A 24,429-nucleotide genomic window follows, 5' to 3' on the forward strand; every position below is an offset into this window, starting at 1 on the left:
GAGCTCGACCTCAGAAGCGGCGCGTGATCAGCGCCTTCTTCACCTCGGCGATCGCCTTCGTGACCTCGATGCCACGCGGGCAGGCGTCCGTGCAGTTGAAGGTCGTGCGGCAGCGCCACACACCGTCACGGTCGTTGAGGATCTCCAGCCGCTGCTCCCCGGCCTCGTCGCGCGAGTCGAAGATGAAGCGGTGGGCGTTGACGATGGCGGCAGGACCGAAGTACTGGCCGTCGTTCCAGAAGACCGGGCAGGACGACGTGCAGGCCGCGCAGAGGATGCACTTCGTGGTGTCGTCGAAGCGCTCGCGGTCCTCGGCCGTCTGGAGACGCTCGCGCGTCGGCTCGTTCGTCTCCTTCGTGATGAGGAAGGGCATCACGTCGCGGTACGCCTGGAAGAACGGCTCCATGTCGACGACCAGGTCCTTCAGGACCGTCAGACCCTTGATCGGCTCGACCGTGATCGGCTTCTCGGGGTTGATGTCCTTGATGAGGGTCTTGCAGGCAAGACGGTTCTTGCCGTTGATCCTCATCGCGTCCGAGCCGCAGATGCCGTGGGCGCAGGAGCGGCGGAAGGTCAGCGTGCCGTCCAGGTCCCACTTGATCTTGTGGAGGCCGTCGAGGACGCGCTCCTTGGGGTCGATCTCCAGCTGGAAGTCTTCCCAGGTCGCCTCGGCCGAGACCTCCGGGTTGAAACGGCGGACCCGGAAGGTGACCGTGATGTAGGGAGAGGCCGCGGACTCCGCCTCGACCTTGTCCAGAACAGGGGTAGCCATCAGTACTTACGCTCCATCGGCTGGTAGCGGGTCTGGACGACCGGCTTGTAGTCGAGACGGATGGACTCGGTGCCGTCGTCGCCGACCTCGCGGTACGCCATGGTGTGGCGCATGAAGTTGACGTCGTCGCGGTTGGGGTAGTCCTCGCGGTAGTGACCGCCGCGGGACTCCTTGCGGGCGAGGGCCGAGACCGCCATGACCTCGGCGAGGTCGAGCAGGTTGCCCAGCTCGATGGCCTCCAGGAGGTCCGTGTTGAAGCGACGGCCCTTGTCCTGGATCGCGACGTTCTTGTAGCGCTCGCGCAGCTCCGCGATCTTCTCGACCGCCGTCTTGATGGTCTGCTCGGTGCGGAACACCATGACGTTGGCGTCCATGGTCTCCTGCAGCTCCTTGCGGAGTACGGAAACCCGCTCGGTGCCCGTCGAGTTGCGCAGCCGCTCGACCTGCTCGACGACGAACTCGGCCGGGTTCTCCGGCAGCTCGACGAAGTCGGCCGTCTGGCTGTACTCGGCGGCGGCGATGCCCGCCCGGCGGCCGAACACGTTGATGTCCAGGAGGCTGTTCGTGCCCAGACGGTTGGCGCCGTGGACCGACACGCAGGCGACCTCGCCGGCCGCGTACAGACCCGGGACGACGGTGGTGTTGTCCGCCAGGACCTCACCCTCGACGTTGGTCGGGATGCCGCCCATCGCGTAGTGCGCGGTGGGCTGGATCGGGATCGGGTCCGTGTACGGCTCGATGCCCAGGTAGGTGCGCGCGAACTCGGTGATGTCCGGGAGCTTGGCGTCCAGCTGCTCCGGCGGGAGGTGCGTCAGGTCCAGGTAGACGTGGTCGCCCTCGGGACCGCAGCCGCGGCCCTCACGGATCTCCGTGTAGATGGAGCGGGACACGACGTCACGGGACGCGAGGTCCTTCATGACCGGCGCGTACTTCTCCATGAAGCGCTCGCCGTCCTTGTTGCGGAGGATGCCGCCCTCACCACGGGCGCCCTCCGTCAGCAGGATGCCCATCCGCCAGATGCCGGTCGGGTGGAACTGGAAGAACTCCATGTCCTCCAGCGGCAGACCGCGGCGGTAGACGGCGGCCTGGCCGTCACCGGTCAGGGTGTGCGCGTTCGACGTCACCTTGAAGAACTTGCCGGTGCCGCCGGAGGCGTAGATCACGGCCTTCGCCTGGAAGACGTGGATCTCGCCGGTCGCGAGCTCGTACGCCACCACACCGGCCGACTTCTTGACGCCGTCGACCTCGGTGATGAGCTGGTCGAGGACGTAGAACTCGTTGAAGAACTCCACGCCCTCCTTCACGCAGTTCTGGTACAGCGTCTGGAGGATCATGTGGCCGGTGCGGTCGGCCGCGTAGCAGGACCGGCGGACCGGGGCCTCGCCGTGGTTGCGGCTGTGACCGCCGAAGCGGCGCTGGTCGATCGTGCCGTCGGGCGTCCGGTTGAACGGCAGGCCCATCTTCTCCAGGTCGAGGACGGCGTCGATGGCCTCCTTCGCCAGGATCTCGGCGGCGTCCTGGTCGACCAGGTAGTCACCGCCCTTGACCGTGTCGAAGGTGTGCCACTCCCAGTTGTCCTCCTCCACGTTGGCCAGCGCGGCGGCCATGCCGCCCTGCGCGGCGCCCGTGTGGGAGCGGGTGGGGTACAGCTTGGTCAGCACGGCGGTGCGGCTGCGCTTCGTCGACTCGATGGCGGCGCGCATACCGGCGCCGCCGGCGCCGACGATGACGGTGTCGTACTTGTGGATCTTCATGAGTGGTTGCCTCAGCCCCGTGCCTAGCGGATGTTCGGGTCGAAGGTGAAGATCACCAGCGTGCCCAGCAGGATGGTGAACACCGTGGCGGTGTAGAGCAGGCCCTTGAGCCACAGCCGGGTGTTCGCGCGCTCCGCGTAGTCGTTGATGACCGTGCGCAGGCCGTTGGCGCCGTGCAGCATGGCCAGCCACAGCATCAGCAGGTCCCAGACCTGCCAGAACGGCGAGGCCCAGCGGCCCGCGACGAACGCGAAGCCGATCTTCGACACGCCGCCGTCCAGCACGAGCTGGATCAGCAGGTGGCCGATGACGAGGACGACCAGCACCACGCCGGACAGGCGCATGAACAGCCAGGCCGCCATCTCGAAGTTGCCCCGGGTCGACTTCGGGGTCTTCTTGGTGCGCTTGCGCGGCGCCTCGATGAGAGGGGCCGGGTTGTCGACGCTGTAGACGTCGGCGCCCTCGACGGGGCCGATGCCCGAGACGTCAGCGGTCTTCTCGGTGGTGACTGTGTTGTTTGACATCGTGCGCGTCAGCTCCCGAACAGTTCACGAGCGGCGTGGCCGAGGACGGGGTAGATCGCCCCGATCATCAGCACGACCCACAGGCCGACGACGGACCAGAGCATCTGCTTCTGGTAGCGGGGGCCCTTCGACCAGAAGTCGACGGCGATGACACGCAGGCCGTTGAGCGCGTGGAAGAGGATGGCCGCGACGAGGCCGTACTCCAGCACGGCGACGATGGGCGTCTTGTACGTGGCTACGACCCTGTCGTAGTCCTCAGGGGAGACACGGACGAGAGCGGTGTCCAGCACGTGAACGAACAGGAAGAAGAAGATGAGGACGCCGGTGACTCGGTGAGCCACCCAGGACCACATTCCTTCCCGGCCGCGGTACAGCGTTCCAGCCGGCACGGAAGTCCCTCCGGGAGCGGGGATTGGGGCCGCGCCGGCTTGTGCTGTCGGTCGGGCCCGGCCGGGTACGGTCCACCGGCCCCCAGCATCGTAGCGACGGTTCCCTGCGGGGCTTACGTCGGGCCTACCGGTGTGATCAAAGTGGCATGCGTATGGGTGAGTGGTGCGGCTAATGGGGTGGGGTGTCCCGTTATCTGCCGGGTGCGGGTTCGTTCGGGCTGGTCGCGCCCGCGCGGCGGCAGCCGCACATCGATTACAGCCCCGCGCCCCTGACGGCGTCCGTCAACCGCTCCCTCGCAAGGCGCCGGAGCTCCTCCGCCGCGATCACCCGTTCTTCCTCCGGGTCGTTCGTCAATCGTGACCTGATGGCTGCCAGTACGTGGTCCAGGGCCTCGCCCGCGGACAGACCCTCCAGGCAGATCACGAATGCATGCCCGAACTTCGCCTCGTACGCGGCATGTGCGGCGTCAAGTGCCATATGGGCGATGTCGTACGTCTCGTCCGGCAGAGCCGTCAACGTCTCGCCCGCCAGCGCCTCCGCCAGATCCCCCGGCGTCAGGTCGTACGCCGCCTCGTCGGACGCGGCGAGTAGGGCCGGGGCGTCCGGGTAGGGGCGGTGGGCGGTGATGCGGTCGGCCCAGCGGAGGCTGCGCAGGCAGGTGAGGAGGAGCTTGCGGGCCTCGTCGGCGGGGGCGATGTTGAAGGCGTCCAGGACTGTGGGCAGCGCCGGTATGGCGACTCGACCGGGAAGGTGTGTGGGCGTCACGTGTGTTTCGGCAGAGGATGCTGGGAAAGGAGTGACGTCACGCTATCGAGAGTGGACGTGACGTGTCCGACGGATGCCCGAATTTCACTCGCACGGGAGAGTTTCGGAACGTGTGGTGGACAGTTATGGACACCCCTACGGCCTAGGTTGGGCTCGTGAGCCAGCACAGGCGCCGGCCGCCGGCGAAGAAGGCGCGGCAGGTGAGGACCCGGGCAGTGATCGTGACGGCGGTGGCCGCGACGGTCGCGGCCGGTGTGGGACTGGGGCTGTGGGCCTCGGGGGACGGGGACCGCAGCGGGCCCACGGGGACGGCGGCGGAGCGGCCCTCCGACGGGAAGTCGGCTTCCGCGGGCGCCTCGCCGCGGCAGCCGCGTCCGAGCCCGAGTCCGAGCCCGACCCGTAGTTATCCCCTCTCCCGAACTCCGCGCACGATTCCCGCCGTGGCGGCGCACACCCCGGAGCGCGGGCCGGGCTGGCGGCCGCGGAGCGGGGAGCGGGTCGTGGTGAACGCCGCGGAACTGGCCGACGAGGGCCGGCTGGTCGCGCGTGAGCTGGGCCTGACGTACGCGGGGGAGAAGGGGGACGCGCGGAGCGGGGATCTGCGGCTCGCGCTGGACGACGACGCCGGGGGCGACCCGGAGTCGTACACCATGACCGTGCGCGGCGGGCAGGTCACCATCAGCGGGTCCGCCGACGCCGGGGTGTTCTACGGGACCCGGACGCTGAAGCAGGCGGTGCACGGCGGGAGCGCGGCTCCGGAAGGGGTCGTCAAGGACGCCCCCGCCAAGCCGGTGCGCGGGTTCATGCTGGACATCGCGCGCAAGCACTACACCGCGGGGTGGATCGAGGACCGGGTGCGGGAGCTCGGGGACCTGAAGTTCAACGAGCTGGGGCTGCACTTCTCCGACGACCAGGGGTTCCGGATCGAGTCGCGGTCGCACCCCGAGGTGGTGTCCGACCAGCATCTGACCCGGGCCGAGGTCGAGCGGATCATCGGCCTCGCCGCCGAGCGGCACATCACGATCGTCCCCGAGATCGACTCGCCCGGGCATCTGGGCGCCGTCATCGCCGCGCACCCGAGCCTCCAGCTCCGCAACGCGTCCGGCGTCGCCGCGCGGGGTGCGGTCGACATCTCCCAGGACGCGGCCGCGACGATCGTCGACGAGCTGCTGGACGAGTACGCCGGCCTCTTCCCCGGCGAGCGGTGGAACCTCGGCGGCGACGAGTACCGGGCGCTGATGGTGTCGAACCCGGAGGCGTCCTACCCGCAGCTCGCCACCGCCGCCCGGGAGGCCTACGGTTCCGGCGGGACCGTCGCCGACCTGACCACCGGCTGGCTCAACGACCGGGCCGACACCGTCCGCAACCACGGAAAGACGCTGCGCGCCTGGAACGACGGCTTCTTCCCGGGGACGTCCGTGCAGCCGGCCAAGGACATCCAGGTGGCGTACTGGACGGGCAAGGAGATCGGGGCGCGCCGGCCCACCGACTATCTGAGTGCGGGGCGGGACCTGGTCAACTACAACGACCTGTTCCTCTACTACGTCCTCGGCCAGCCGAACCAGTTCTCCTACCCGACCGGACAGCGGATCTACGAGCAGTGGACCCCGCGGGTGGTGCGCGGCACGCAGGCGGTCGACGCCACGTACGACGACCAGATCCTCGGCGGCTCCTTCGCGGTGTGGGGCGATTATCCGAACGCCCAGACCCAGGACCAGGTCGCGGCCGGCATCCGGTTGCCGCTGCGGGCGGTCGTGCAGAAGCTCTGGGACGCGGACAAGCCGTCGCTGACCTGGGCGGAGTTCAAGTCGCTGGCGGACCGGCTGGGTTGAGGAAGAGGCTGGACTTACCAGGGTGGCGAACGTATGTTCCCCCCTCGTGACCGACAATCGTCATGACCACTTCATCGCACCGCCCGCCTGGCTCCAGTCCCCGGTCGGGCTCGGCCGCGCCGCCGTCGCGGGCCTCGGCGTGGTCATCGCCACCGACCTGTTCGCCATGGCGGCGGGCGTCTTCCTGTACGACGTGACCGACGACCTGGCGAACGGGGCCCTCCTCGACGGGCGGGCCGAACTCGCGGACCGGCTCTACTCCACGGCCGGCATCGTGCAGACCGTCGCGCTGCTCACGACCGCCGTCCTCTTCCTGTGCTGGTTCCATCGGGTACGGGTCAACGCCGAGGTCTTCGACCCGTACGGGCACGGGAAGAAGCGCGGTTGGGCGGTCTGGGGCTGGCTCGTGCCCGTCGTCAACCTCTGGTATCCGCGCCGGATCGCGCTGGACATCTGGAACGCCAGCAGCCCTTGGAGCGCACCCCGGCCGCACGGGCTGGTCAACACCTGGTGGACGTTCTGGATCGTCTCGCTGCTCTCCGGCCGGGCCGCGTCCACCGCGTACCGCAAGGCCGAGAGTGCCGACGAGATCCGTGACGCCGTGGGGCAGCTGATGTTCTCCGACGCCGTCGACGTCGTGGCCGCCGCCCTCGCCGTCGCCGTCGTGCTGCGGCTGAACCGGATGCAGTACGCGAAGGCCCTGGCCGGCCCTGCTCCGGCCCCCGGTTCTGCCTGAGTCGCGGCGGATTGCCCGATACGGCTGCGAACTGCCGTGCGACTGTGGTGTATTCGGCCCGAGCCGCAGCCGAGAGTGTGCCGGGGGGAGCCGAATGGGCTACTGGGGGTATTTCGTCGTGGGCCGCAGTGAGCGGCCGCTCGAGGAGCTGGACGCGCTGGCCGGGGCGGCCGGGGAGCTGAGCCTGCGGGGCGAGGCGGCCGGCGGCTGGCAGGTGTGGGAGTACCCGAGCGGGGACGGGGACGTCGGCAGCATGAACGCGCTGGCCCGGGAGACCGGGGCGCCCGCGCTGTTCGGCTACGTGATGGACAGCGACTGCGTGGTCGTCGAGGCGGCCGGGCCGGAGAGCGGGGCCTGGACGACCTGTCTGGCGCGGACCGCCATGGAGGCGTACATCGGCGCCGGTCAGGAGGGTCTCGCGCTGGAGGACTACTTCCTGGAACCGCCGGACGCGGCCGAACGGGCCGTCGCCTGGGCGGAGGAGGCGGGCCATGTGGTGGACGTCGGGAGCGTGCTCGACGTGCTGACCGCCGAACCCGATCCGCTGGCCGAAAATCTGTTCTTCCGGCTGCTCGACCGGCTGTCCGTCGTGCCGCTGTGACACTCCCGGGCCGTCGCACGCAGTAAGGGGAAGTGCGGGCTCCGTTAGGGAGGGCCGCAGGCTAAGCGGTGTTGCCGGGCCCCGGACCGGTCGGGCGGCACTTCTCAGGGAGGCGTGGATGAGTCTGGTGGAGCTGATCGCTCAGGCCGACGAGCGCGGACTGGCCGCCAGCGGGTTGGCTTGTTTGGATCGCTGCGTGCCGCTGCTCGGCGGTGACGACGAGCTGCTGCGGCCCCTGTGGGCGAGCCTCTCCGGCACCGGTGACGGGGACTGGAGCGCGGGCCTGGAGGCGGCGCGCGGCAAGCTCGCCGGTTCCGGCGCCGCCGCCGAGGACGAGGCCGCCGCCCTCGCCCGCCGGATGCTGGACGCCGCTCCGGCCGCCCGGGACGCCGACGGGGTACGGGTGTGGGCCGACGCCTGCTCGGTCGCCTCGCTGCAGATCCACCGGCTGCTCGATCCGGCGGCGGACGACGCCCCGCTCGACGCCCGCCGCGAGGGCCGTACGGAGGGCATGCCACCGCTCGTCGCCGCCGAACTGCGGCGCCAGGTCACCGTCCTGGAGGTCCTCGCCGGGCACGGCACGGCCGGACTGCGCCGGGCCCTGGAAGTGTCCGTCGAGGGGCGGCGCGTGCTGCGCGCGGTGGTGTCCCGCCGGGCGCGGGGCACGCGCTGACCGCGCCGACCGATCTCCCTTACGTCACCAGCCACTTCACGACCGCGTCGCCGTAGTGCGCGGTCTGTCCGTAGAACGCGGTGAGGTCGCGGTGGGCCGCCGCGAAGGCGCCGTGCACCTGCGGTTCGGTGCCCGTGCCGCCGTACGACGGCAGCACCAGGTCGCGCGCGTCCAGCCACAGGTCGTCGAAGTCGGTCTCGGCGAGGTACGAGGCGACCCGGCCCGTCTGTGCTGCGGTGAGCAGCAGGAACGGCGGGAGGGTGGGGTCCGGGTGCGGTATCGGCCGGCCGCCGAGCACCACGTGGGTGTGCGGGCCCTCGTCGCCCCGCATGCCGGCGTACAGGAGTTCGTTGTCGAGATAGCCCTTGTCCAGCACCTCTTCGCGGTGTCGGCCGATCCGCTCGCGCACGGCGTGCCAGTCGTCCTCGAAGAGCTTCTCCAGCCAGGCCGGGCTGTTGCGCAGGGCCGCGGGCGGTATGGCGCGGAAGTGGAAGTACATGCTCATCAGTGACTGGAGCGCACGGGAACCGTGAAGCGTCACTCACGCACGGAACACACATGTGAGAGCTGCCCGGATCCGGGTGACGAACGGCACGTCCGGAACGCTCTTGAGGGTGTGACGACACAGTACGAAACCAGGCCCTCGGCCGCGGCGAAGCCGATGCGGTGGGCGGCGGACGCGGTGGCGACCATGCGCGAGGGCGCGCGGGTGCGGCTCGACTACTCGGCACAGAGCCTGTGGCGGGTCGACCGGATGATCGACGACCTGCGCCGCGAGGACACTCCGTACGCCGCCGTCGAGGCGGTGCTGCGCGGATTCGGCGCGTACGCCGGTGAGGTGATCGTCCGTCAGACCGGGGCCGAGTGGTGGGCGAGCGGCGGCGACCACTGGATACGCACGCCCGACGGGCGGTTGTGGGACCCGGTCGACGAGGCCCGGCGGTGTTTCGCGGGAAACGGGTCGCTGCGGCTGCTGTGCCGGGACGCGACGGGGGCGGGGCCCGGCGGGGGCGGCGGGCGGTGAGAACGCATCGTCGTCGGTGGGCGCGCAACCGGCTGGGGGCCCCACGCCCTTAGGCCCCCCACACCCTGCCCGGGATGCTGATGCCCGGCCTCGGCGACCTTCGACACGGCTCGGCAGGTGGGCGGTTCGATCGGTACGGCGCTGCTGAACGCGATCGCCGCGAGTGTGACGTCCCGTTACCACAAGGTGGCAAGTAAGGGAACGGCCGGGGTCCCCCGCAGTGGTGGGGGCCCCGGCCGTTGGGTTCGGGTGCGTTGGCTGTGCGTGGCCTGCACCCTCGTCGGTTACGGCGTCAGCGTCTGCCCCAGCCGCGCGTCCGTCGGTGTGCCCAGCGTCGTCTTGCTGTAGATCACCGTCTCCGACCAGCCCAGGCCCGTGCTGTTGCTCGGGAGGTGGATGAGGATGCCGTCGCCGCCGTCCTCGTTGTCGGTGCCGAAGGTGAGGTCGGCGCGGCCGTAGCCGGAGAGGTCCGACAGGGAGACCGCGGAGCCGAAGCGGTCGTCGGTCTCCGTGGAGCCGGGGACGCCGGACGTGTCCTGCGAGATGCCGACGGCACCGGTGCCCGTCAGCCCCGACGACGTGCCCTTCACCAGGATCGCGTCGCCCGCGTTGGTGCGGTTCACGCCGTCGCGGACCAGGTCCTCGCCCGGCGCGCCTGTGAGGGCGTCCGCGTAGCCGTCGGCGTTGTAGTCGCCGACCGAGACCGAGCTGCCGAACGCGTCGCCGGACTCGTTGCCGCCCGGGACGCCGGAGGTGTCCTGGTGGATCACGGTCATCCCGGTCGTCGTGAAGCCCGTCGACGTGCCCGGCACCATCGTGATCTGCCCGCCGGACCTGCCGCCCGACTCGGACGCCACCGGCTGGCCGATGACGATGTCGTCGTAGCCGTTGCCATTGACGTCACCGGCGGCGATGGACCGGCCGCCCTTGACCGAGATGACGCCGGCCTTCGTCAGACCCGTCGCCGAGCCCGCGAACCGGACGACGCGTCCGATGCCGCCGGTGTCGCGGTAGTTGAGGGCGACGTCGGCGTAGCCGTCCCGGTTGAAGTCGCCGGTCGCGGCGTCCAGGTAGGCCACCGAACCGGTGGCGGTGGTGAGGGTGCCGTAGGTCGTTCCGCCGCCGGTCAGACGGACGTTGTAGGTGCCGCCCCTGCCGGTGCCCGCCGCGAACACGTCCGCCTTGCCGTCGCCGTCGAAGTCGCCGACGGTGACGGCCGAGCCGAGCTTCGCGCCCGTCGCGGTGACGCCCGAAGTGCTGTACGAGAAGCCGGTGTTCAGCGCCGGGCCGTACATGACCGTGACCGCGCCGCGGTCGGCGTGACCGCTGGTGTCGTCCTCGCCGGGCGCGCCGATCGCGAGGTCGGCGTAGCCGTCGCCGTTCACGTCGCCCCACGCGGTGGAGCTGCCGAACGCGTCACCGGACTCGGAGGAGCCGGGGACCCCGGGGCTGGACTGGGTGAGCGTCACCTTCGCCGCCGTGACCGGGCCGTTGACGCTGCCCGGCACCACCTTCACCGCGTTCGCCTTCGGCACGCCCGCGACCAGGTCGGTCACGCCGTCCCGGTTGTAGTCGGAGGTGGCGAGGGCGTGCGAGATGCCCGGCGTCTTCGCGAGCGCCGCGATCCGCGACAGCTTGGAGTAGAGGTTGGCGCCCGGGCAGGCCGTGGCGTTGGTGTCCCGGTGCCCGAAGACGCGCGGCAGGGTGATCGAGCTGCCCTTGGCCACCTTGTTGCCGTCGACGCCCGCGTCGCTGCCGGAGACCAGCGTCACCTTGCCGGTCGGGTCGATGCCGTACATCCCGAACTTCCACGCCACGATCCGGGCGATGGCGTCGAGCGCGGCCTTGCTGGGCTTGGCCGACTCGTAGTTGCCGATGTAGGAGATGCCGACCGTGTTGGTGTTGAACCCGATGTCGTGCGCGCCGATCACCGGCAGGTCCATGCCGCCGCTGCGGCCCTCGAAGATCTGGCCGCACTTGTCGACGACGAAGTTGTAGCCGATGTCGTAGTAGCCGCGCGCGAAGTGCTCCTGCTGGATCGAGCGCATCCGGGCCCGGGACTCCGCGCAGGACAGGGTGTTGTCGCTGTCCATGCCGGTGTGGTGGATGACGGCGGCCTTGATCTCGGCGCCGTAGCCGGGCGTGCCGTCGTAGTCCGTGGACGCGCCCCACTCCGCCTGCGTGATGATCGGCGGCTTCACGACCGTGGAGGGGCGGGGGGCCGGGACCGTGGAGGTGGGGGAGGGGGCGGTGGCAGAGGGGGAGGCCGTGCCGGACGCGGATTGCGTGGGGGATGCCGACACCGACGGTGACACGGACGCGGTGGGCGAGGCCGGGGGCGACACGGAATCGCTCGGCGAAGCCGTCGGCGTCGTCGTCTCGGCGACGAACGCGGCCGGCTCCACGCCGCTGCCCCTGGGGTCCGTCCCCGGGTCCAGCAGCTTGACGTCCATCCCGGCCGGCTGTCCGCCCGCCTCCGTGCCGTCGGCGTTCACGAGCCGCACCTCGACGCCGTCGGCGTCACCGGTCCACAGCGACTCCGTACCGCCGCGCAGCGCGGCCCGCTCACCCTCGGCGCCGTCGGCCTGACTGGGGTCGACGACCAGCTTCTGCCAGCCCGACCACGTGCCGGTCTCCAGGTCCCGGGTGCGCACCTCGGGCGTGCCCTTGGCCTTGGCGGCGGCGTCGTCCCAGGTCACCAGCAGCGCGCTGAACCGGTCCGTCCCCCGCTTGTCGAGGCCCTTGCGGCCCGCGCCCTCGCTCTGGAGCTTGAGCGTGTGAATGGCGGGCGCGCGGTGCCCCGGTCCGCCGTCGGACTGCGTGTCCTGATCCGCCATCGCGTACGTCACGATGCCCGCGCCGCTCAGCACGACGGCCCCGGCGGTCAGCCAGGCCCGTCTCTTGAGACTGAGCGGTCTGTACGCGCGGCTCCTGCGAGGACTCAACTACCCCACCCCTGTGAAATGAACTCGGTTGCATCGCATGCCACTTGGGCAGCACATACACACAGCGCAGGGCTCTGGCCAAACATCACCGGCCCGAAAGGTTGTACGGCGGCCATGGATTTCCTGTGTGGGGATCGCCACATGCGACACCCGTGATGTTCGTGGGGCGGCATCCGCTGGAACAGCGGGAGAGCCGAGCGAATGGGGTGGGGGCTCATGGGGAAGCAGGCCGAACGTGTGGCGCGCGCGGCCGGGATGCGGGGGCGGGCGGCGGAGTTCGTCACGGGGATCACCGCACGCAGCCGGCTGCCGCTGGACTACTCCGTGGCCAGCCTGCGGGTCGTCGACTTCCTGGTCGACGGAGTGCGCAAGGGCGGCGCCGACCAGGAGCGGGTCCGCGAACCGCTGACGGGCCTCGGGGCCTACGTCGGCGAGGTGCTGGTGCGCCGGGCTGGCGCGGTGTGGGTCGATCTGGACGAGACGCAGCGCGCGTACTTCGGCCAGGACGTCGGCGTCCGGATGCCCGACGGCCGGGTCTGGAACCCGCTCGGCAAGGTCGTCAACCGCTTCGAGTCCAGTGCCCCCGAGGACTCCCTGCAGACCTTCTATCTGACTCTGCACGGCCGGGCGCGCCGGAACGCGGCCTGACGGACGGCAGGGTCGAGGGCCAGGCCGTGGGCGCGGTGGACCGGGGAAGCCCGCCGTGCCCGCGGCCCGCCCGGGACGGGGGAGGTGCGGGCGGGCAGTGACACTTCTGTGCGGCCCGGCGCTGATGAGCGTGAAGGGCTGAGCATCCCGCTCAGCCGTGCAGGGCTGAGCATCCCGCTCAGTGCAAGGGCGACCGCGCCTTCGGTGCGGCATCGCTGTGAACCGCCATGGACGAGGACAGTTCTTGGGTCGAGGAGGCGAACCCCGCCGCGTGCAGACGTACGACGTCGAGCTCGGTGCGGCAGTCGCGCGGGCCCAGGACGGCGACGAGGCGGCCTTCGCGGTCGCGTACCGGATCGTGCAGCCCGGGCTGCTCGGCTACCTCCGCGGGATCGTCGGCGACGACGCCGAGGACGTGGCCTCCGACGCCTGGCTGGAGATCGCCCGCGACCTCGGCCGGTTCAAGGGGGACGGGGCGGGCTTCCGCGGCTGGTCGGCGACCATCGCCCGGCACCGGGCGCTGGACCACCTGCGGCGGCAGAAGGTACGGCCCCGGTCGGCGGCGCTCGAACAGGACGTCCTGGATCTGCCCGGCCCGCACAGCACCCACGACCAGGCGCTGGAGTCGCTCTCCACCGAGTACGCCCTGGATCTGGTGCGCGGGCTGCCGCGGGACCAGGCGGAGGCCGTGCTGCTGCGGGTGGTCGTCGGACTCGACGGCCCCGCCGCCGCCCGTGTCCTCGGCAAGCGCCCCGGCGCGGTGCGCACCGCCGCGTACCGGGGGCTCAAGCGCCTTGCCCAGCAGCTGGGCGTCGAGGGTGTGACGGATGACGACCCTCGCACGCTGGGGGAGTCGAAGTGAACGACATCGGGCCGGACAGAGACAGGAACGGACATGGGTGAAAGGCAGAACGGCGGGGTGCCCGGCCGTCGGCGTGTGCACCCAGGTACCGGTGTCCCCGACCCGCAGGCCACCGACCGCCGTGCCACGGACGGTCTGGAGAAGCTCCTGGCCGACGCCATGCGGTCGCACCCCGGCGGCAGCGAGGGCGAGCAGCGTGCCGTCGCCGCGTTCCGGGCCGCCCGGGACACCGGCGCGCACCGGGCCCGCACCCGCCGCCGGGACGACTGGCGGCCCCGGGCGGCGCGTCGGCCCGGCCGTTCGCTGCGGACCACCCTCTCCGTGCTCGTGGCGAGCCTCACCATCGGCGGCGTCGCGTTCGCCGCGATCGGCACCTCCGGCTCCTCCTCCGACGACTCCGCCGACCGGGCCCGCGACCGGCAGCCGCACAGCGCCGCCTCCGAGCAGGCGGGCGGCACCACCCCGGACACCGGCGCCCCCGCAGCGTCGGACCGCCCGGCGACCGCCCAGGACACCGAGGCCCACTGCCGCGCCTACGAGAAGGTCCAGGGCCGCGGCAACGCGCTGGACTCCGCTGCCTGGCAGCGGCTGATCGAGGCGGCGGGCGGCGAGGCGAAGGTCGCGGGGTACTGCGCGCGGCAGCTGGCGCAGTCCGGCCAGTCCGGGCAGCCGGGGCAGCCCGACCAGTCGGACCAGTCCGACCAGTCCGACCAGTCCGACCAGTCCGGGCAGGACAGGACGCCGGACAGGACCGCGGGCAAGGGCGACGCGGCCACACCCGCCCCGACGGCGAACGCCCCCACGGCGGACGTGCCGTCCGCGGGCGCGCAGGGCGGCGGCGAGGAGCAGTCCGAGAAGGACACGGGCAAGAAGAAGCAGTAACCCCGGGAAGCCGAGACGGCGAAGCCGCGAAACGGCGAACGACGAAACGCAGAACCAGCCGTTGCGCCGTGCGCTGCCCCGGGTCGGCGGCGGCACGCGGAGACGGCCGGGGCCGCCACCCCCCACAGGAGAGGCCCCGGCCGTCGCGCGGCACGGGCCGCGCGGCGGCCCGTACTTCCTACAGCGCCATGAGTGCGTTTTCTGTCACACCCCGGCCGCATCCGGGGCGTCTCGGGGTCCCGGCCACCCCGTCACGAGGTAGTTGCATCTTGTACGGACATGGACGAGCAGCGGTTTCAGGTCGTAACGTGCCTTTCGCGCCGAGCGGAGGCGAGGAACCACCGCAATCGCAGGCGGCCCCGGGGGGCCGCGACCATCGACCGAGGAACCATGCGTGCTGGGGGATGACGCGGAGCTGACCGCCGCGGTGCTCGCGGCACAGGACGGGGACGAGACCGCGTTCCGGACTGTGTACCGCGCCGTGCACCCGCGGCTGCTCGGGTACGTCCGGACGCTGGTCGGCGATCCGGACGCCGAGGACGTCGCCTCCGAGGCGTGGCTGCAGATCGCCCGGGATCTCGCGCGGTTCGAGGGCGACGCCGACCGCTTCCGGGGCTGGGCCGCCCGTATCGCCCGCAACCGCGCCCTGGACCACATACGCATGCGCGGCCGCCGGCCCGCGATCGGCGGCGACGAAACGGAACTGACCGGGAAGGCCGCCGAGTCCGACACCGCGGGCGAGGCCATGGAAGCCCTGGCCACCGACACCACCCTGTCCCTCATCGCCCGGCTGCCGCAGGACCAGGCCGAGGCCGTAGTGCTGCGCGTGGTGGTCGGCCTGGACGCCAAGTCCGCGGCGGAGACGCTCGGCAAACGGCCCGGAGCCGTCCGCACGGCCGCCCATCGCGGACTGAAGAGGCTCGCCGAACTCCTCGGCGCCGAAGGGGCCCGGGGTCCGGACGGTGCCGATCCGGAATCGGCCGGCGGGCTCGACGCCCTGCCGCCCCAGCGAGAACCGCGCGCCCGTGCGGTGACGTCCGCGAGTGTGACGCATACGCGTCCGCGGACGCAGAAGGACATGTGATGGCCGACAAGCAGTACGAGTGGCTGAACCGGGAACTGGCGGAGCGGCTGCTGCGCGGTGAGTCACTGGACAACGCTGTCGAGCCCACCGCCCGTGACGAGGCCGAGCGGCTCGCCAAGACGCTGGGCGCGCTGTCCGTGAACCCCGCGCCGAACGCCGCCGAACTCCCCGGTGAGGAAGCCGCCCTGGCCGCGTTCCGCAAGGCGCACGCCGAGCGGGGCACGGGTACCGTGCGTGCCGGGCGGACGGCGCGTGCGGACCACGGGGACCCGGCCGCCGCGCACGCCGACGTCGGACTCGTCCGTATCGGCGGACGGCACGGTCGCACCACCGCCCGCCCCGCCGCCGGTTCCCGCCGCAGCCGCCCCGTCCGCCTCGCACTCGCCGCCGCGCTGGCCTTCGGCATGGCCGGCGGAGTGGCCGCCGCGGCCGGTGCCGGACTGCTGCCGCCCCCGTTCGGCGACGACCGGCCGGGCCCCAACGCCTCCGTCTCGGCCGCCGCGACCTCCGACCGTCCGCTCGTCTCGCCGTCGCCCGACGGCACCGGTGCGGGCGAGCCGTCGCCCGGCGGTTCCGACGCGGGTTCCGCCGACACGGGCGGCGGCCGTGACACCGCCCGCGGCGGCGCGAGCAGTTCCCCGGGCGCCGGCAAGGACGACAAGGACGGCAAGTCCGGCTCCTGGTGGAACACCGCGCCCTCGGCCTGCCGTGACATGCGCGACGGCAAGGAGCTGTCCACCGACCGCAGACGTGCCCTGGAGAGGCTGGCGGGCGGCTCGACGCGGGTGTGGAAGTTCTGCCAGGGCGTCCTGGACAGCTCCTCCGGCACCGGGTCCGCCGGCACCGGGTCCGGCTCCCAGCCCGGCCAGGGCGAGGACCGCGACGGCGGCAAGGACCAGGACGGCAACGGCGGCAAGGGCGGCGGCGGCAAGGGCGGCGACGAGGACGGCCACCACAGAGGCCGCGGCGGCGGTGACCACCGCGGCGGCGGCAACCGCCACGACGCGGACGGCGGCTCCTCCGCCGCGGAGCCGGACACGGCGGCCCCGCTGCTGCCGAAGAAGGCGACGACCTCCCCGGCGCCGGCGCCCAGCCCGTCGTACTCGGCCCTCTGAGCCTCGCATTCGGCCCCCTGAGGCGTCGCATTCGGCCCTCTGAGCCTCGCATTCGGCCCCCTGAGGCGTCGCATTCGGCCCTCCGAGCCGGCGCATTCGGCCCCCTGAGGCGTCGCATTCGGCCCCCCGAGCCGTCGCATTCGGCCCTCCGAAGCGGGTTCGCAGAATTTTTTCCCGGGTGGTGTGACGTTTTCGGCCCCGGCGGCGCAGTACTAGGTGAGCCGACTGGTCATCGGCCGTCGCACAGAGCCGGGGTTCCCCCCGTACCTACGGCTCGTGCATCTGGCGCGGGCGGGACACGTTCCCCCGGTCCCGCCCGCGCCCCACACTCAGTCCCCGCGGGTCACCAGTGCACGACGACCTTGTCGCCGTCGCGCACCTCGTCGAAGAGCTCCGCGATCGCCGCCTCGTCCCGTACGTTCACGCAGCCGTGCGAGGCGCCGCCGTAGCCACGGGCCGCGAAGTCCGTGGAGTAGTGCACGGCCTGGCCCCCGCTGAAGAACATCGCGTACGGCATCGGCGAGTCGTAGAGCGTCGAGTAGTGGTCGCGGGACTTCCAGTAGACGTGGAAGACGCCTTCCCGGGTGGGGGTGTAGTCGGACCCGAACCGCACCGGCAGGGTCTTCAGCGTCCTGCCGTCCACCATCCAGCGCAAGGTGCGGCTGGACTTGCTGATGCACAGCACCCGCCCGGTCATGCACCGCGCGTCCGGCGCGTCGGCGGGCTGCCCGCCCATCAGATACAGCTCCCACTTGCCCGGCTCGTGCGTCATCCTCCGCAGCCGCTGCCAGGTGACGGCGTCGGTCTCGCCGGTCTGCGGCAGCCCGCGCTTGCCCTGGAAGCCCTTCACCGCCGCCACGGTCGCGTCGTCGTACGTCCCCGTCGGCCCCTCGAAGATCCAGGCGACCTGCCGCAGCCGGGCCTGGAGCTCACGGATGTCCCGCCCGGTGTCGCCGGGGGACCAGAGCACCTCGGCCGGGGCGCCGTCGGACGGCCGCGGGGAGCCGGTCCCGGGCGACTTCTCGCGCGGCGCGGGCGAGGCGCTGTCGTCCGGCAGGTCGATCCGTACCGGTGAGCGGCCCTTCCCGTCGTCGTCCGCCGCCTGTACGGTGCAGCCGCCCACGACGGCCACGACCACCAGCGCGGCGACCACTCTCCCCATGCCCTCGATACGCATCGCGACCCCCCGTCGTCTCACCCTGCCACGGCTGATGCCTTCCCGCGGATGACTCGTCGCGAACGGCGCGGCATTGTGGGGACCAGTACCCCAGCGACGGGAGGCGGCACACCATGGCGGGCGAGTCGGGCCGTATGCGACGTACCGAGAGCGGGCTGCCCATCGAACCGGTCTACGGACCCGGGACCCAGGAGGGCTGGGACCCGGCGGAGAAGCTGGGCGAACCGGGTGCCTACCCCTTCACCCGGGGCGTGTACCCGACCATGTACACAGGGCGCCCCTGGACCATGCGCCAGTACGCCGGCTTCGGCACGGCGACCGAGTCCAACGCCCGCTACCGGCAGCTCATCGCCCACGGCACGACCGGCCTCTCCGTCGCCTTCGACCTCCCCACCCAGATGGGCCACGACTCCGACGCCCCCCTCGCGCACGGTGAGGTCGGCAAGGTGGGGGTGGCGATCGACTCGGTCGACGACATGCGGGTGCTGTTCGACGGGATTCCGCTGGACCAGGTCTCCACGTCGATGACGATCAACGCCCCCGCGGCGCTGCTCCTGCTCCTCTACCAACTGGTGGCCGAGGAGCAGGGCGTACCGGCCGACCGGCTCACGGGCACGATCCAGAACGACGTCCTGAAGGAGTACATCGCGCGGGGCACGTACATCTTCCCGCCGAAGCCCTCGCTGCGGCTGACCGCCGACATCTTCAGGTACTGCCGGGCCGAGATCCCGCGGTGGAACACGATCTCGATCTCCGGCTACCACATGGCCGAGGCGGGCGCGTCCCCCGCCCAGGAGATCGCGTTCACGCTCGCCGACGGCATCGAGTACGTCCGTACGGCGGTCGCCGCGGGCATGGACGTCGACGACTTCGCCCCCCGCCTCTCCTTCTTCTTCGTGGCCCGTACGACGATCCTTGAGGAGGTCGCCAAGTTCCGTGCCGCCCGGCGCATCTGGGCCCGGGTGATGCGGGACGAGTTCGGCGCCCGCGACCCCAAGTCGCAGATGCTGCGCTTCCACACCCAGACGGCCGGCGTCCAGCTCACCGCCCAGCAGCCGGAGGTGAACCTGGTCCGGGTCGGGGTCCAGGCCCTGGCCGCGGTGCTGGGCGGCACCCAGTCCCTGCACACCAACTCCTTCGACGAGGCGATCGCCCTGCCGACCGACAAGAGCGCGCGGCTGGCGCTGCGCACGCAGCAGGTCCTGGCGTACGAGACGGACGTCACCGCCACCGTGGACCCCTTCGCCGGTTCGTACGTCGTCGAGCGGATGACCGACGACGTGGAGGCCGCGGCCGTCGAGCTGATGCGCCGGGTCGAGGACCTCGGCGGTGCGGTGGCGGCCATCGAGCACGGCTTCCAGAAGAACGAGATCGAACGCAGTGCCTACCGGATCGCCCAGGAGACGGACGCGGGTGACCGGGTCGTGGTCGGCGTCAACCGCTTCCGGCTCGACGAGGAGGAGCCGTACGAGCCGCTGCGGGTGGACCCCGCGATCGAGGCCCGGCAGGCCGAGCGGCTGGCGCGGCTGCGGGCGGAACGCGACGCGCCGGCGGTGGCCTCGGCCCTCGACGCCCTGCGCAAGGCGGCCGAGGGGGAGGACAACGTCCTGTACCCGATGCGGGAGGCGCTGCGGGCGCGGGCGACGGTGGGCGAGGTGTGCAACGCGCTGCGGGAGGTGTGGGGGACGTACGTCCCGTCGGACGCGTTCTGAGACGAGGGGGCAAGGCTGTCGTACCTTCGTGCGACACTCCTTCCCATGTTCGGTGTCATCGACCTTCCCACCTACTTGGCAGGACTCGTCCTGATCGTCCTCCTGCCCGGTCCCAACTCGCTGTACGTCCTCTCCGTCGCCGCCCGGCGCGGGGTGCGGGCCGGGTACACCGCCGCGGCGGGCGTGTGGTGCGGGGACACCGTGCTGATGACCCTGTCGGCGGCCGGGGTGGCGTCCCTCCTCCAGGCCAACGCCGTGCTGTTCGGGATCGTGAAGTACGCGGGCGCCGGGTATCTGACCTGGCTGGCGGTCGGGATGCTGCGGGCCGCGTGGGGGATGTGGCGGTCGCGCAAGGAGACCGCGGCGGCCGGGGCGGCGCCCGAGGGGGGCACCTATGAGCGGCCCTACCGCCGGGCCCTCGTGATCAGCCTCTTCAACCCCAAGGCGATCCTCTTCTTCGTCGCCTTCTTCGTGCAGTTCGTCGATCCCGGGTACGCGTATCCGGCGCTGTCCTTCGTGGTGCTGGGAGCGTTCGCGCAGGCGGCCAGCTTCCTCTACCTGAGCGCGCTGATATTCAGCGGGACCCGGCTGGCGGACGCGTTCCGCAGGCGGAAGCGGCTGTCGGCGGGGGCCACCTCGGCCGCGGGGGCGCTGTTCCTCGGGTTCGCGGTGAAGCTGTCGCTGGCTAGCGCGTGACGCGGGCCAGGTACTTCGCCGCCCCCTCCGGGTTCTCGCCCGCCCAGCCCACATAGCCGTCCGGGCGCACCAGGAACAGGCCCTGCCCGTACGACGCCTGCTCCTCCCCGGCGACCACCCGCACCGACTCCGGCAGCCCCGCCGGCGCTTCGGCGGCCACTGCCAGGAGGGTCCAGTGCGGCCCCCGGAACGCGTCGAAGAGCCGTACGCCGCCCAGTGTGCCGTCGGGCGCGCGGTCGCCCGCCCGCACCGGGCCGGGTGCCGTCCGGGTCTCCTCCGCCAGCGACGAGTCGCGGTATCCCAGGCCCAGTTGGCGGGTCGCCGCGCCGCGGCGGGTCTCGCCGCGGTGCACGCTGGTCGTCAGGTCGAGCATCTGCGCGGCGACGGGGCGGCGCTCCTCCTCGTAGGTGTCGAGCAGGGCCTCCGCGGCGCCCTCCGCCAGCACCGCGCCCAGCTTCCAGCCCAGGTTGTAGGCGTCCTGGACGCTGGTGTTCAGGCCCTGTCCGCCGGCCGGTGAGTGGATGTGGGCCGCATCCCCGGCGAGGAGGACGCGCCCGGAGCGGAAGCGGTCGGCGAGGGCCTGCCGGGGCCGGAAGTCCGAGGCCCAGCGGACCTCCGTCACGGCGCCCGGAGCGAGGTGCGAGCGGTCGGCGACGACCTTGCGGACGCCGTCGGGGGAGACGTCCACGGCCGCGCCCTCCGGGAACTGGGCCACGACCTGGAATTCCCCTGTCCCGGCCAGCGGGCAGATCGCGAGGAAGCCGTCGCCGTCCCCGCGCGGCGGGAAAATGTGCCAGTTGTCGCGGTCGAGGCCGGTCAGCCGTACGTCGGCGACCAGCATCGGGTTCGGGTCGACCGGCTCGCCGGTCATGGCGATGCCCAGGGCCCGCCGCACCGCCGAGCGGCCGCCGTCGGCGGCGACGGCGTACCGGGCGCGGATGTCGGGGCCGTCCGCGCAGTGCGCGGTGACCCCGTCCGCGTCCTGCGTGAGTCCGGTGACCTCGCGGCCGAAGACGATCCGTCCGCCCAGCTCGGTCAGCCGGTCCCGCAGGATCTCCTGCGTCCGCCACTGCGGCACCATCCACGGCTCGGCGTAGGGGGAGTCCTCCGTCACCTCCACCGGGTCGAACATCTGGTGCTCGCCCATCCGCTGGCCGTCCTGCCAGATCATCCCGACCGGAATGCGGCCGCCCATCGCGCGGATCGCGTCCAGCACGCCCAGGTCGTCGAAGACCTCCAGCGTGCGCGGCTGGAGGCCCTTGCCGCGCGAGCCCGGGAAGAGGGCCGCGGCCTTCTCCACCACCAGCGCGTCCACGCCGCGCCGCGCGAGGTCGATCCCGAGGGCGAGGCCGGTGGGTCCCGCGCCCACGATCAGGACGTCGGTGCGCATACGACCACTCTCCTTCTCCTTAACGCCGTTAAGTGCCGTCGTCCACGAGCGTGCCCTTAACGCTGTTAAGGTGTCAAGCGTGAGTACGGAACGCCGCGCGCCCCTCGGCCGGAAACGGGTCGCCGAGACCGCCCTGAAGCTGCTGAACGAACTGGGCCTGGACGGCCTGACCCTGCGTGCCATCGCCAACGAGCTCGACGTCAAGGCGCCCGCCCTGTACTGGCACTTCAAGGACAAGCAGGCGCTGCTCGACGAGATGGCGACGGAGATGTACCGCCGGATGATCGCCGGGACCGCACTGGATCCCGGCGACACCTGGCAGGAGCGGCTGCTGAAGTCCAACCGCGGACTGCGCGCCGCCCTGCTCGGCTACCGCGACGGCGCCAAGGTCTTCAGCGGCTCACGCTTCACGAGCCTCGTGCACGTGGAGGCGATGGAGGACAACCTGCGCCTGTTCACGACCGCGGGCTTCACACTCGCCCAGGCGGTCCGCGCGACCTCGACGACGTACGCCTACACCCTCGGCTTCGTCATCGAGGAGCAGGGCGTGGAGCCGCTGCCGGGTGAGCGCAGGGAAGGGTACGACGTCGAGGAACGGGCCCGCCGCATGGCCGACTTCCCCCTGTCGGCCGCGGCGGGGAGGGAGATCTTCACGGACTTCGACGCGCACTTCGAGGAGGGGCTGGCCGTCGTCGTCGCGGGCATCGAGGCCCGGTACCGCTGATCTCAGGCCCGGCTCGCCAGCGTGCGGCGCACCGCCCGGGTGACGATCGGCGGCAGCAGGTCCACCGCGACCCGGCGGACGGGCGACCGGCGACGCGCCGGTGCGGGGGCCGGCTCCGGTGCCGGCTCCACGTAATGCCGTGACTTCGGGAACTCCACCGGCCGCATCCCCTTCGCGCGCGCCCGCACCAGCCGGTGCCCCGCCGCCTCCTGCACGCTCAGCCCGCAGTCCGCCCGCCCCCTGAGCATCTCCAGCAGCTCCTCCTGCACCGCCCCGGGGTCGCCCCACGTCCCGTACAGCTTCTGCGTGCTGAGGCATACCGGCCGCAACCCCCGGTTCAGCACCGCCTCCCACACCGCCACCGACACCCCCGGCGTGTGCTCGGAGCGGAAGTCGTCGAGGACCACGATCCCGTCGGGAACCAGCAACTCCCGTGCCGCGCCGATGTCGTCGCGGACGTGCTCGTACAGGTGCGAGGCGTCGATGTGCACGAACCGGCAGCTCCGCGGGGCGACCTCGGACGGGACCACCGAGCTGGGCGCCTCGATCACGCGAGGCAGCTCGTCGTGGAAGGAGAGGTAGTTGCGCTCGAACGCCCGCCGGGTCAGGGAGCCGTACGACTTCGCCGTCTCGGCCCTGTTCGCCCCGTCCGGCGCCTCCCCGCCGAACAGGTCGCAGACCGTGAACCGCTCGTCGCCGCGCCGGTGCCGGCCGAGCAGGATCGCGCTCTTGCCCAGGTAGGCGCCCAGCTCCAGCAGGTCGCCCTGGAGGCCCCGCGCCCGCTGGCGGTCGAGGAACCAGGTGAACAGCATCTGGTCGAGCGGCGGGAACCAGCCGGGCACGTCGCTGAGTTCGCCGGGGTACGTGTACGTCTGCTGTGGGTTTGCCATGAGACATTCCTGCTCGCTGGGCGCCCGGCAAACTGGCCCGCAGCGGAACGCCGGATGAACAAACCTCAGCGGGCCTTGGCCAGCGCCGCGCGCAGCCTCGGCGTGAGCGGCCTCTCCACGTACCGGTTCAGCAGCCAGGCCAGCACCAGCATCGCCACGACCGTCAGGCCGAAGGCCGCCGCCGACGGCAGCCCGAGCCCGATGTGCAGGGCGTGGATCACCACCCAGCCGAGGTGCTCGTGGACCAGGTAGAAGGGGTACGTCAGCGCCCCGGCCACGGTCAGCCAGCGCCAGTTCGCCCAGTCGAGCCAGCCCAGCGCGATCGCCGCGACCGCGAGGAAGCCGAGGGCGACCACGAGGACGATCCCGGCGGAGGAGCGGTGGGCGAACGCGTTCGGGTCGCCGGCGTTCCACAGGCCGCGCACCGCGTAGTGCTGGCCGATGAGGAAGCTGACCCCGACGATGCCCCACGCGTACACGTCCCGCCGGTCGCGGTGGACGAGGTAGAGGCCGACACCGCCGATGAAGAAGGGCGCGTACTCGGGCATCAGCACGACGTCGAGCAGCGGCTGGTGCGCGGCCTGCGTGATCGCCGCCGCCAGCGTCCAGCCCGCGCAGAACAGGATCACCCGGCGGCGCGAGGCACCGGGCAGCACGACGCAGAGCGCGAACAGGGCGTAGAAGCGGACCTCCGACCACAGCGTCCAGCACACCCCCAGCACCCGGTCCACGCCGAGCGGCTGCTGGAGCATCGTCAGGTTCACCAGCGCGTCGCTCGGCGAGACCGTCCGGTACGCCACCATCGGCAGGGCGAAGACGGCGGTGACGAGCACGACCGCCGCCCAGTACGCGGGCAGCAGGCGGGACGCGCGGGACGCGAAGAACGACTTCAGGGGCCTGCCCCAGCCGCTCATGCAGATCACGAATCCGCTGATCACGAAAAAGACCTGGACGCCGAGACAGCCGTACGAGAAATACTGGTGCAGCGTCGGGAACTGGTCCTTCGGGGAACTTCCCCAGGCCGCCGTGACATCCCCGCCCCGGCCGCCGTAGTGGTACGCGGCCACCATCAGCGCGGCCACCAGGCGCAGTCCGTCCAGGGCGCGCAGCCGGGTCCCGCGGGGCGCCGCCCGTTCCGGCCGCCGGGGTGTCCCGGTCACCTGGCGGACCGTCATCGTGGTCACGGATATCCCCTCGACAAGCTGTTTCTGCGGTGTTCTGCGCCGTTCCTAC

24 protein-coding genes are annotated in these 24,429 nt (G+C 71.8%); 13 read left to right on the top strand and 11 right to left on the bottom strand.

Going from position 1 to position 24,429, the window contains the following annotated elements; genetic code table 11:
* Positions 1-10: 10 nt before the first annotated feature.
* From DI272_RS28210 to DI272_RS28230, 5 genes are all read right to left on the bottom strand, one after another.
* Positions 11-772, bottom strand: coding sequence for a succinate dehydrogenase iron-sulfur subunit (locus DI272_RS28210; RefSeq protein ID WP_109498027.1), 762 nt, complete (start codon positions 770-772; stop codon positions 11-13).
* A complete protein-coding gene (gene sdhA, locus DI272_RS28215) occupies positions 772-2,526 on the bottom strand; it encodes a succinate dehydrogenase flavoprotein subunit (protein ID WP_109498028.1) in 1,755 nt (584 codons plus the stop codon). Before sdhA ends, DI272_RS28210 begins: the two co-directional genes overlap by 1 nt.
* 23 nt (positions 2,527-2,549) lie before the next feature.
* Positions 2,550-3,050, bottom strand: coding sequence for a succinate dehydrogenase hydrophobic membrane anchor subunit (locus DI272_RS28220; protein ID WP_109498029.1), 501 nt, complete (start codon positions 3,048-3,050; stop codon positions 2,550-2,552).
* Positions 3,051-3,058: 8 nt separating this feature from the next.
* Positions 3,059-3,439 (bottom strand): succinate dehydrogenase, cytochrome b556 subunit, encoded by a 381-nt coding sequence (gene sdhC, locus DI272_RS28225; RefSeq protein WP_079311791.1) that lies wholly within the window; start codon positions 3,437-3,439, stop codon positions 3,059-3,061.
* A gap of 253 nt (positions 3,440-3,692) precedes the next feature.
* The gene (locus tag DI272_RS28230; protein ID WP_109498030.1) at positions 3,693-4,205 is read right to left on the bottom strand and encodes a 2-oxo-4-hydroxy-4-carboxy-5-ureidoimidazoline decarboxylase; all 513 of its coding nucleotides are present in this window, start codon (positions 4,203-4,205) and stop codon (positions 3,693-3,695) included.
* Between the two features lie 155 nt (positions 4,206-4,360).
* On the opposite strand from DI272_RS28230, the gene DI272_RS28235 reads away from it, so the two are divergent.
* The 4 genes from DI272_RS28235 (at position 4,361) to DI272_RS28250 (ending at position 8,047) form a co-directional block, all read left to right on the top strand.
* Entirely contained in the window at positions 4,361-6,037 is a 1,677-nt protein-coding gene (locus tag DI272_RS28235) for a glycoside hydrolase family 20 protein (RefSeq protein ID WP_109498031.1), read from the top strand.
* Between the two features lie 46 nt (positions 6,038-6,083).
* Complete coding sequence (locus DI272_RS28240; protein WP_258314704.1) at positions 6,084-6,773, top strand: DUF4328 domain-containing protein; 690 nt, start codon at positions 6,084-6,086, stop codon at positions 6,771-6,773.
* Between the two features lie 94 nt (positions 6,774-6,867).
* Positions 6,868-7,374 carry a hypothetical protein gene (locus DI272_RS28245; RefSeq protein ID WP_109498033.1) on the top strand — a complete coding sequence of 169 codons (507 nt, stop codon included), beginning with the start codon at positions 6,868-6,870 and terminating at the stop codon, positions 7,372-7,374.
* A gap of 118 nt (positions 7,375-7,492) precedes the next feature.
* Entirely contained in the window at positions 7,493-8,047 is a 555-nt protein-coding gene (locus DI272_RS28250; RefSeq protein ID WP_109498034.1) for a hypothetical protein, read from the top strand.
* 19 nt (positions 8,048-8,066) lie between these two features.
* Here DI272_RS28250 and DI272_RS28255 read toward each other — a convergent pair whose 3' ends face one another.
* The gene (locus tag DI272_RS28255; protein ID WP_109498035.1) at positions 8,067-8,552 is read right to left on the bottom strand and encodes a DUF1877 family protein; all 486 of its coding nucleotides are present in this window, start codon (positions 8,550-8,552) and stop codon (positions 8,067-8,069) included.
* A 156-nt stretch (positions 8,553-8,708) separates the two neighbouring features.
* Here DI272_RS28255 and DI272_RS28260 point away from each other — a divergent pair, with 156 nt between their 5' ends.
* Positions 8,709-9,071, top strand: coding sequence for a hypothetical protein (locus tag DI272_RS28260; protein WP_375138121.1), 363 nt, complete (start codon positions 8,709-8,711; stop codon positions 9,069-9,071).
* 284 nt (positions 9,072-9,355) lie between these two features.
* On the opposite strand, the gene DI272_RS28265 is transcribed toward DI272_RS28260, so the two are convergent.
* Positions 9,356-12,016, bottom strand: a complete 2,661-nt coding sequence (locus DI272_RS28265) for an N-acetylmuramoyl-L-alanine amidase (protein ID WP_109498037.1) — start codon at positions 12,014-12,016, stop codon at positions 9,356-9,358.
* Positions 12,017-12,232: 216 nt separating this feature from the next.
* Between DI272_RS28265 and DI272_RS28270 the strand changes: the two genes are divergently transcribed.
* The 5 genes from DI272_RS28270 to DI272_RS28290 all read left to right on the top strand — a co-directional run bounded on the left by DI272_RS28270 (position 12,233) and on the right by DI272_RS28290 (position 16,607).
* Entirely contained in the window at positions 12,233-12,664 is a 432-nt protein-coding gene (locus DI272_RS28270; protein WP_181387335.1) for a hypothetical protein, read from the top strand.
* A 244-nt stretch (positions 12,665-12,908) separates the two neighbouring features.
* Positions 12,909-13,526 carry an RNA polymerase sigma factor gene (locus DI272_RS28275; RefSeq protein WP_109498038.1) on the top strand — a complete coding sequence of 206 codons (618 nt, stop codon included), beginning with the start codon at positions 12,909-12,911 and terminating at the stop codon, positions 13,524-13,526.
* A 33-nt stretch (positions 13,527-13,559) separates the two neighbouring features.
* On the top strand, positions 13,560-14,408 hold the full coding sequence (locus tag DI272_RS28280; RefSeq protein ID WP_109498039.1) for a hypothetical protein: 849 nt from the start codon (positions 13,560-13,562) through the stop codon (positions 14,406-14,408).
* A 394-nt stretch (positions 14,409-14,802) separates the two neighbouring features.
* Positions 14,803-15,492: an RNA polymerase sigma factor gene (locus DI272_RS28285; protein ID WP_109498040.1), complete on the top strand. Its 690-nt coding sequence runs from the start codon at positions 14,803-14,805 to the stop codon at positions 15,490-15,492.
* Entirely contained in the window at positions 15,492-16,607 is a 1,116-nt protein-coding gene (locus DI272_RS28290) for a hypothetical protein (RefSeq protein ID WP_109498041.1), read from the top strand. The genes DI272_RS28285 and DI272_RS28290 overlap by 1 nt, the downstream gene beginning before the upstream one ends.
* Before the next feature lie 343 nt (positions 16,608-16,950).
* On the opposite strand, the gene DI272_RS28295 is transcribed toward DI272_RS28290, so the two are convergent.
* Complete coding sequence (locus DI272_RS28295; protein ID WP_258314705.1) at positions 16,951-17,784, bottom strand: L,D-transpeptidase family protein; 834 nt, start codon at positions 17,782-17,784, stop codon at positions 16,951-16,953.
* Between the two features lie 113 nt (positions 17,785-17,897).
* On the opposite strand from DI272_RS28295, the gene DI272_RS28300 reads away from it, so the two are divergent.
* Complete coding sequence (locus DI272_RS28300) at positions 17,898-19,496, top strand: methylmalonyl-CoA mutase (RefSeq protein ID WP_109498042.1); 1,599 nt, start codon at positions 17,898-17,900, stop codon at positions 19,494-19,496.
* Between the two features lie 45 nt (positions 19,497-19,541).
* Positions 19,542-20,192 (top strand): leucine efflux protein LeuE, encoded by a 651-nt coding sequence (gene leuE / locus DI272_RS28305; RefSeq protein ID WP_109498043.1) that lies wholly within the window; start codon positions 19,542-19,544, stop codon positions 20,190-20,192.
* Here leuE and DI272_RS28310 read toward each other — a convergent pair.
* Positions 20,182-21,582, bottom strand: a complete 1,401-nt coding sequence (locus DI272_RS28310) for an FAD-dependent oxidoreductase (RefSeq protein ID WP_109498044.1) — start codon at positions 21,580-21,582, stop codon at positions 20,182-20,184. The genes leuE and DI272_RS28310 overlap by 11 nt on opposite strands.
* A 79-nt stretch (positions 21,583-21,661) precedes the next feature.
* Between DI272_RS28310 and DI272_RS28315 the strand changes: the two genes are divergently transcribed.
* The gene (locus tag DI272_RS28315; protein WP_109498045.1) at positions 21,662-22,306 is read left to right on the top strand and encodes a TetR/AcrR family transcriptional regulator; all 645 of its coding nucleotides are present in this window, start codon (positions 21,662-21,664) and stop codon (positions 22,304-22,306) included.
* Positions 22,307-22,308: 2 nt separating this feature from the next.
* Here DI272_RS28315 and DI272_RS28320 read toward each other — a convergent pair whose 3' ends face one another.
* Positions 22,309-23,196, bottom strand: coding sequence for a class I SAM-dependent methyltransferase (locus tag DI272_RS28320; RefSeq protein ID WP_109498046.1), 888 nt, complete (start codon positions 23,194-23,196; stop codon positions 22,309-22,311).
* Positions 23,197-23,261: 65 nt separating this feature from the next.
* On the bottom strand, positions 23,262-24,371 hold the full coding sequence (locus DI272_RS28325) for an acyltransferase (RefSeq protein ID WP_109501076.1): 1,110 nt from the start codon (positions 24,369-24,371) through the stop codon (positions 23,262-23,264).
* Positions 24,372-24,429 lie beyond the last annotated feature (58 nt).

This window comes from Streptomyces sp. Act143 (genome assembly GCF_003143935.1).
GTDB lineage: Bacteria > Actinomycetota > Actinomycetes > Streptomycetales > Streptomycetaceae > Streptomyces.

Coding starts and splice junctions, on each gene's coding strand:
- DI272_RS28210 (WP_109498027.1), bottom strand. CDS start 772: ATGGCTACCCCTGTTCTGGACAAGGTCGAGGCGGAGTCCGCGGCCTCT.
- sdhA (WP_109498028.1), bottom strand. CDS start 2,526: ATGAAGATCCACAAGTACGACACCGTCATCGTCGGCGCCGGCGGCGCC.
- DI272_RS28220 (WP_109498029.1), bottom strand. CDS start 3,050: ATGTCAAACAACACAGTCACCACCGAGAAGACCGCTGACGTCTCGGGC.
- DI272_RS28245 (WP_109498033.1), top strand. CDS start 6,868: ATGGGCTACTGGGGGTATTTCGTCGTGGGCCGCAGTGAGCGGCCGCTC.
- DI272_RS28250 (WP_109498034.1), top strand. CDS start 7,493: ATGAGTCTGGTGGAGCTGATCGCTCAGGCCGACGAGCGCGGACTGGCC.
- DI272_RS28255 (WP_109498035.1), bottom strand. CDS start 8,552: ATGAGCATGTACTTCCACTTCCGCGCCATACCGCCCGCGGCCCTGCGC.
- DI272_RS28260 (WP_375138121.1), top strand. CDS start 8,709: ATGCGGTGGGCGGCGGACGCGGTGGCGACCATGCGCGAGGGCGCGCGG.
- DI272_RS28270 (WP_181387335.1), top strand. CDS start 12,233: ATGGGGAAGCAGGCCGAACGTGTGGCGCGCGCGGCCGGGATGCGGGGG.
- DI272_RS28280 (WP_109498039.1), top strand. CDS start 13,560: ATGGGTGAAAGGCAGAACGGCGGGGTGCCCGGCCGTCGGCGTGTGCAC.
- DI272_RS28290 (WP_109498041.1), top strand. CDS start 15,492: ATGGCCGACAAGCAGTACGAGTGGCTGAACCGGGAACTGGCGGAGCGG.
- DI272_RS28295 (WP_258314705.1), bottom strand. CDS start 17,784: ATGCGTATCGAGGGCATGGGGAGAGTGGTCGCCGCGCTGGTGGTCGTG.
- DI272_RS28300 (WP_109498042.1), top strand. CDS start 17,898: ATGGCGGGCGAGTCGGGCCGTATGCGACGTACCGAGAGCGGGCTGCCC.
- leuE (WP_109498043.1), top strand. CDS start 19,542: ATGTTCGGTGTCATCGACCTTCCCACCTACTTGGCAGGACTCGTCCTG.
- DI272_RS28310 (WP_109498044.1), bottom strand. CDS start 21,582: ATGCGCACCGACGTCCTGATCGTGGGCGCGGGACCCACCGGCCTCGCC.
- DI272_RS28320 (WP_109498046.1), bottom strand. CDS start 23,196: ATGGCAAACCCACAGCAGACGTACACGTACCCCGGCGAACTCAGCGAC.
- DI272_RS28325 (WP_109501076.1), bottom strand. CDS start 24,371: ATGACGGTCCGCCAGGTGACCGGGACACCCCGGCGGCCGGAACGGGCG.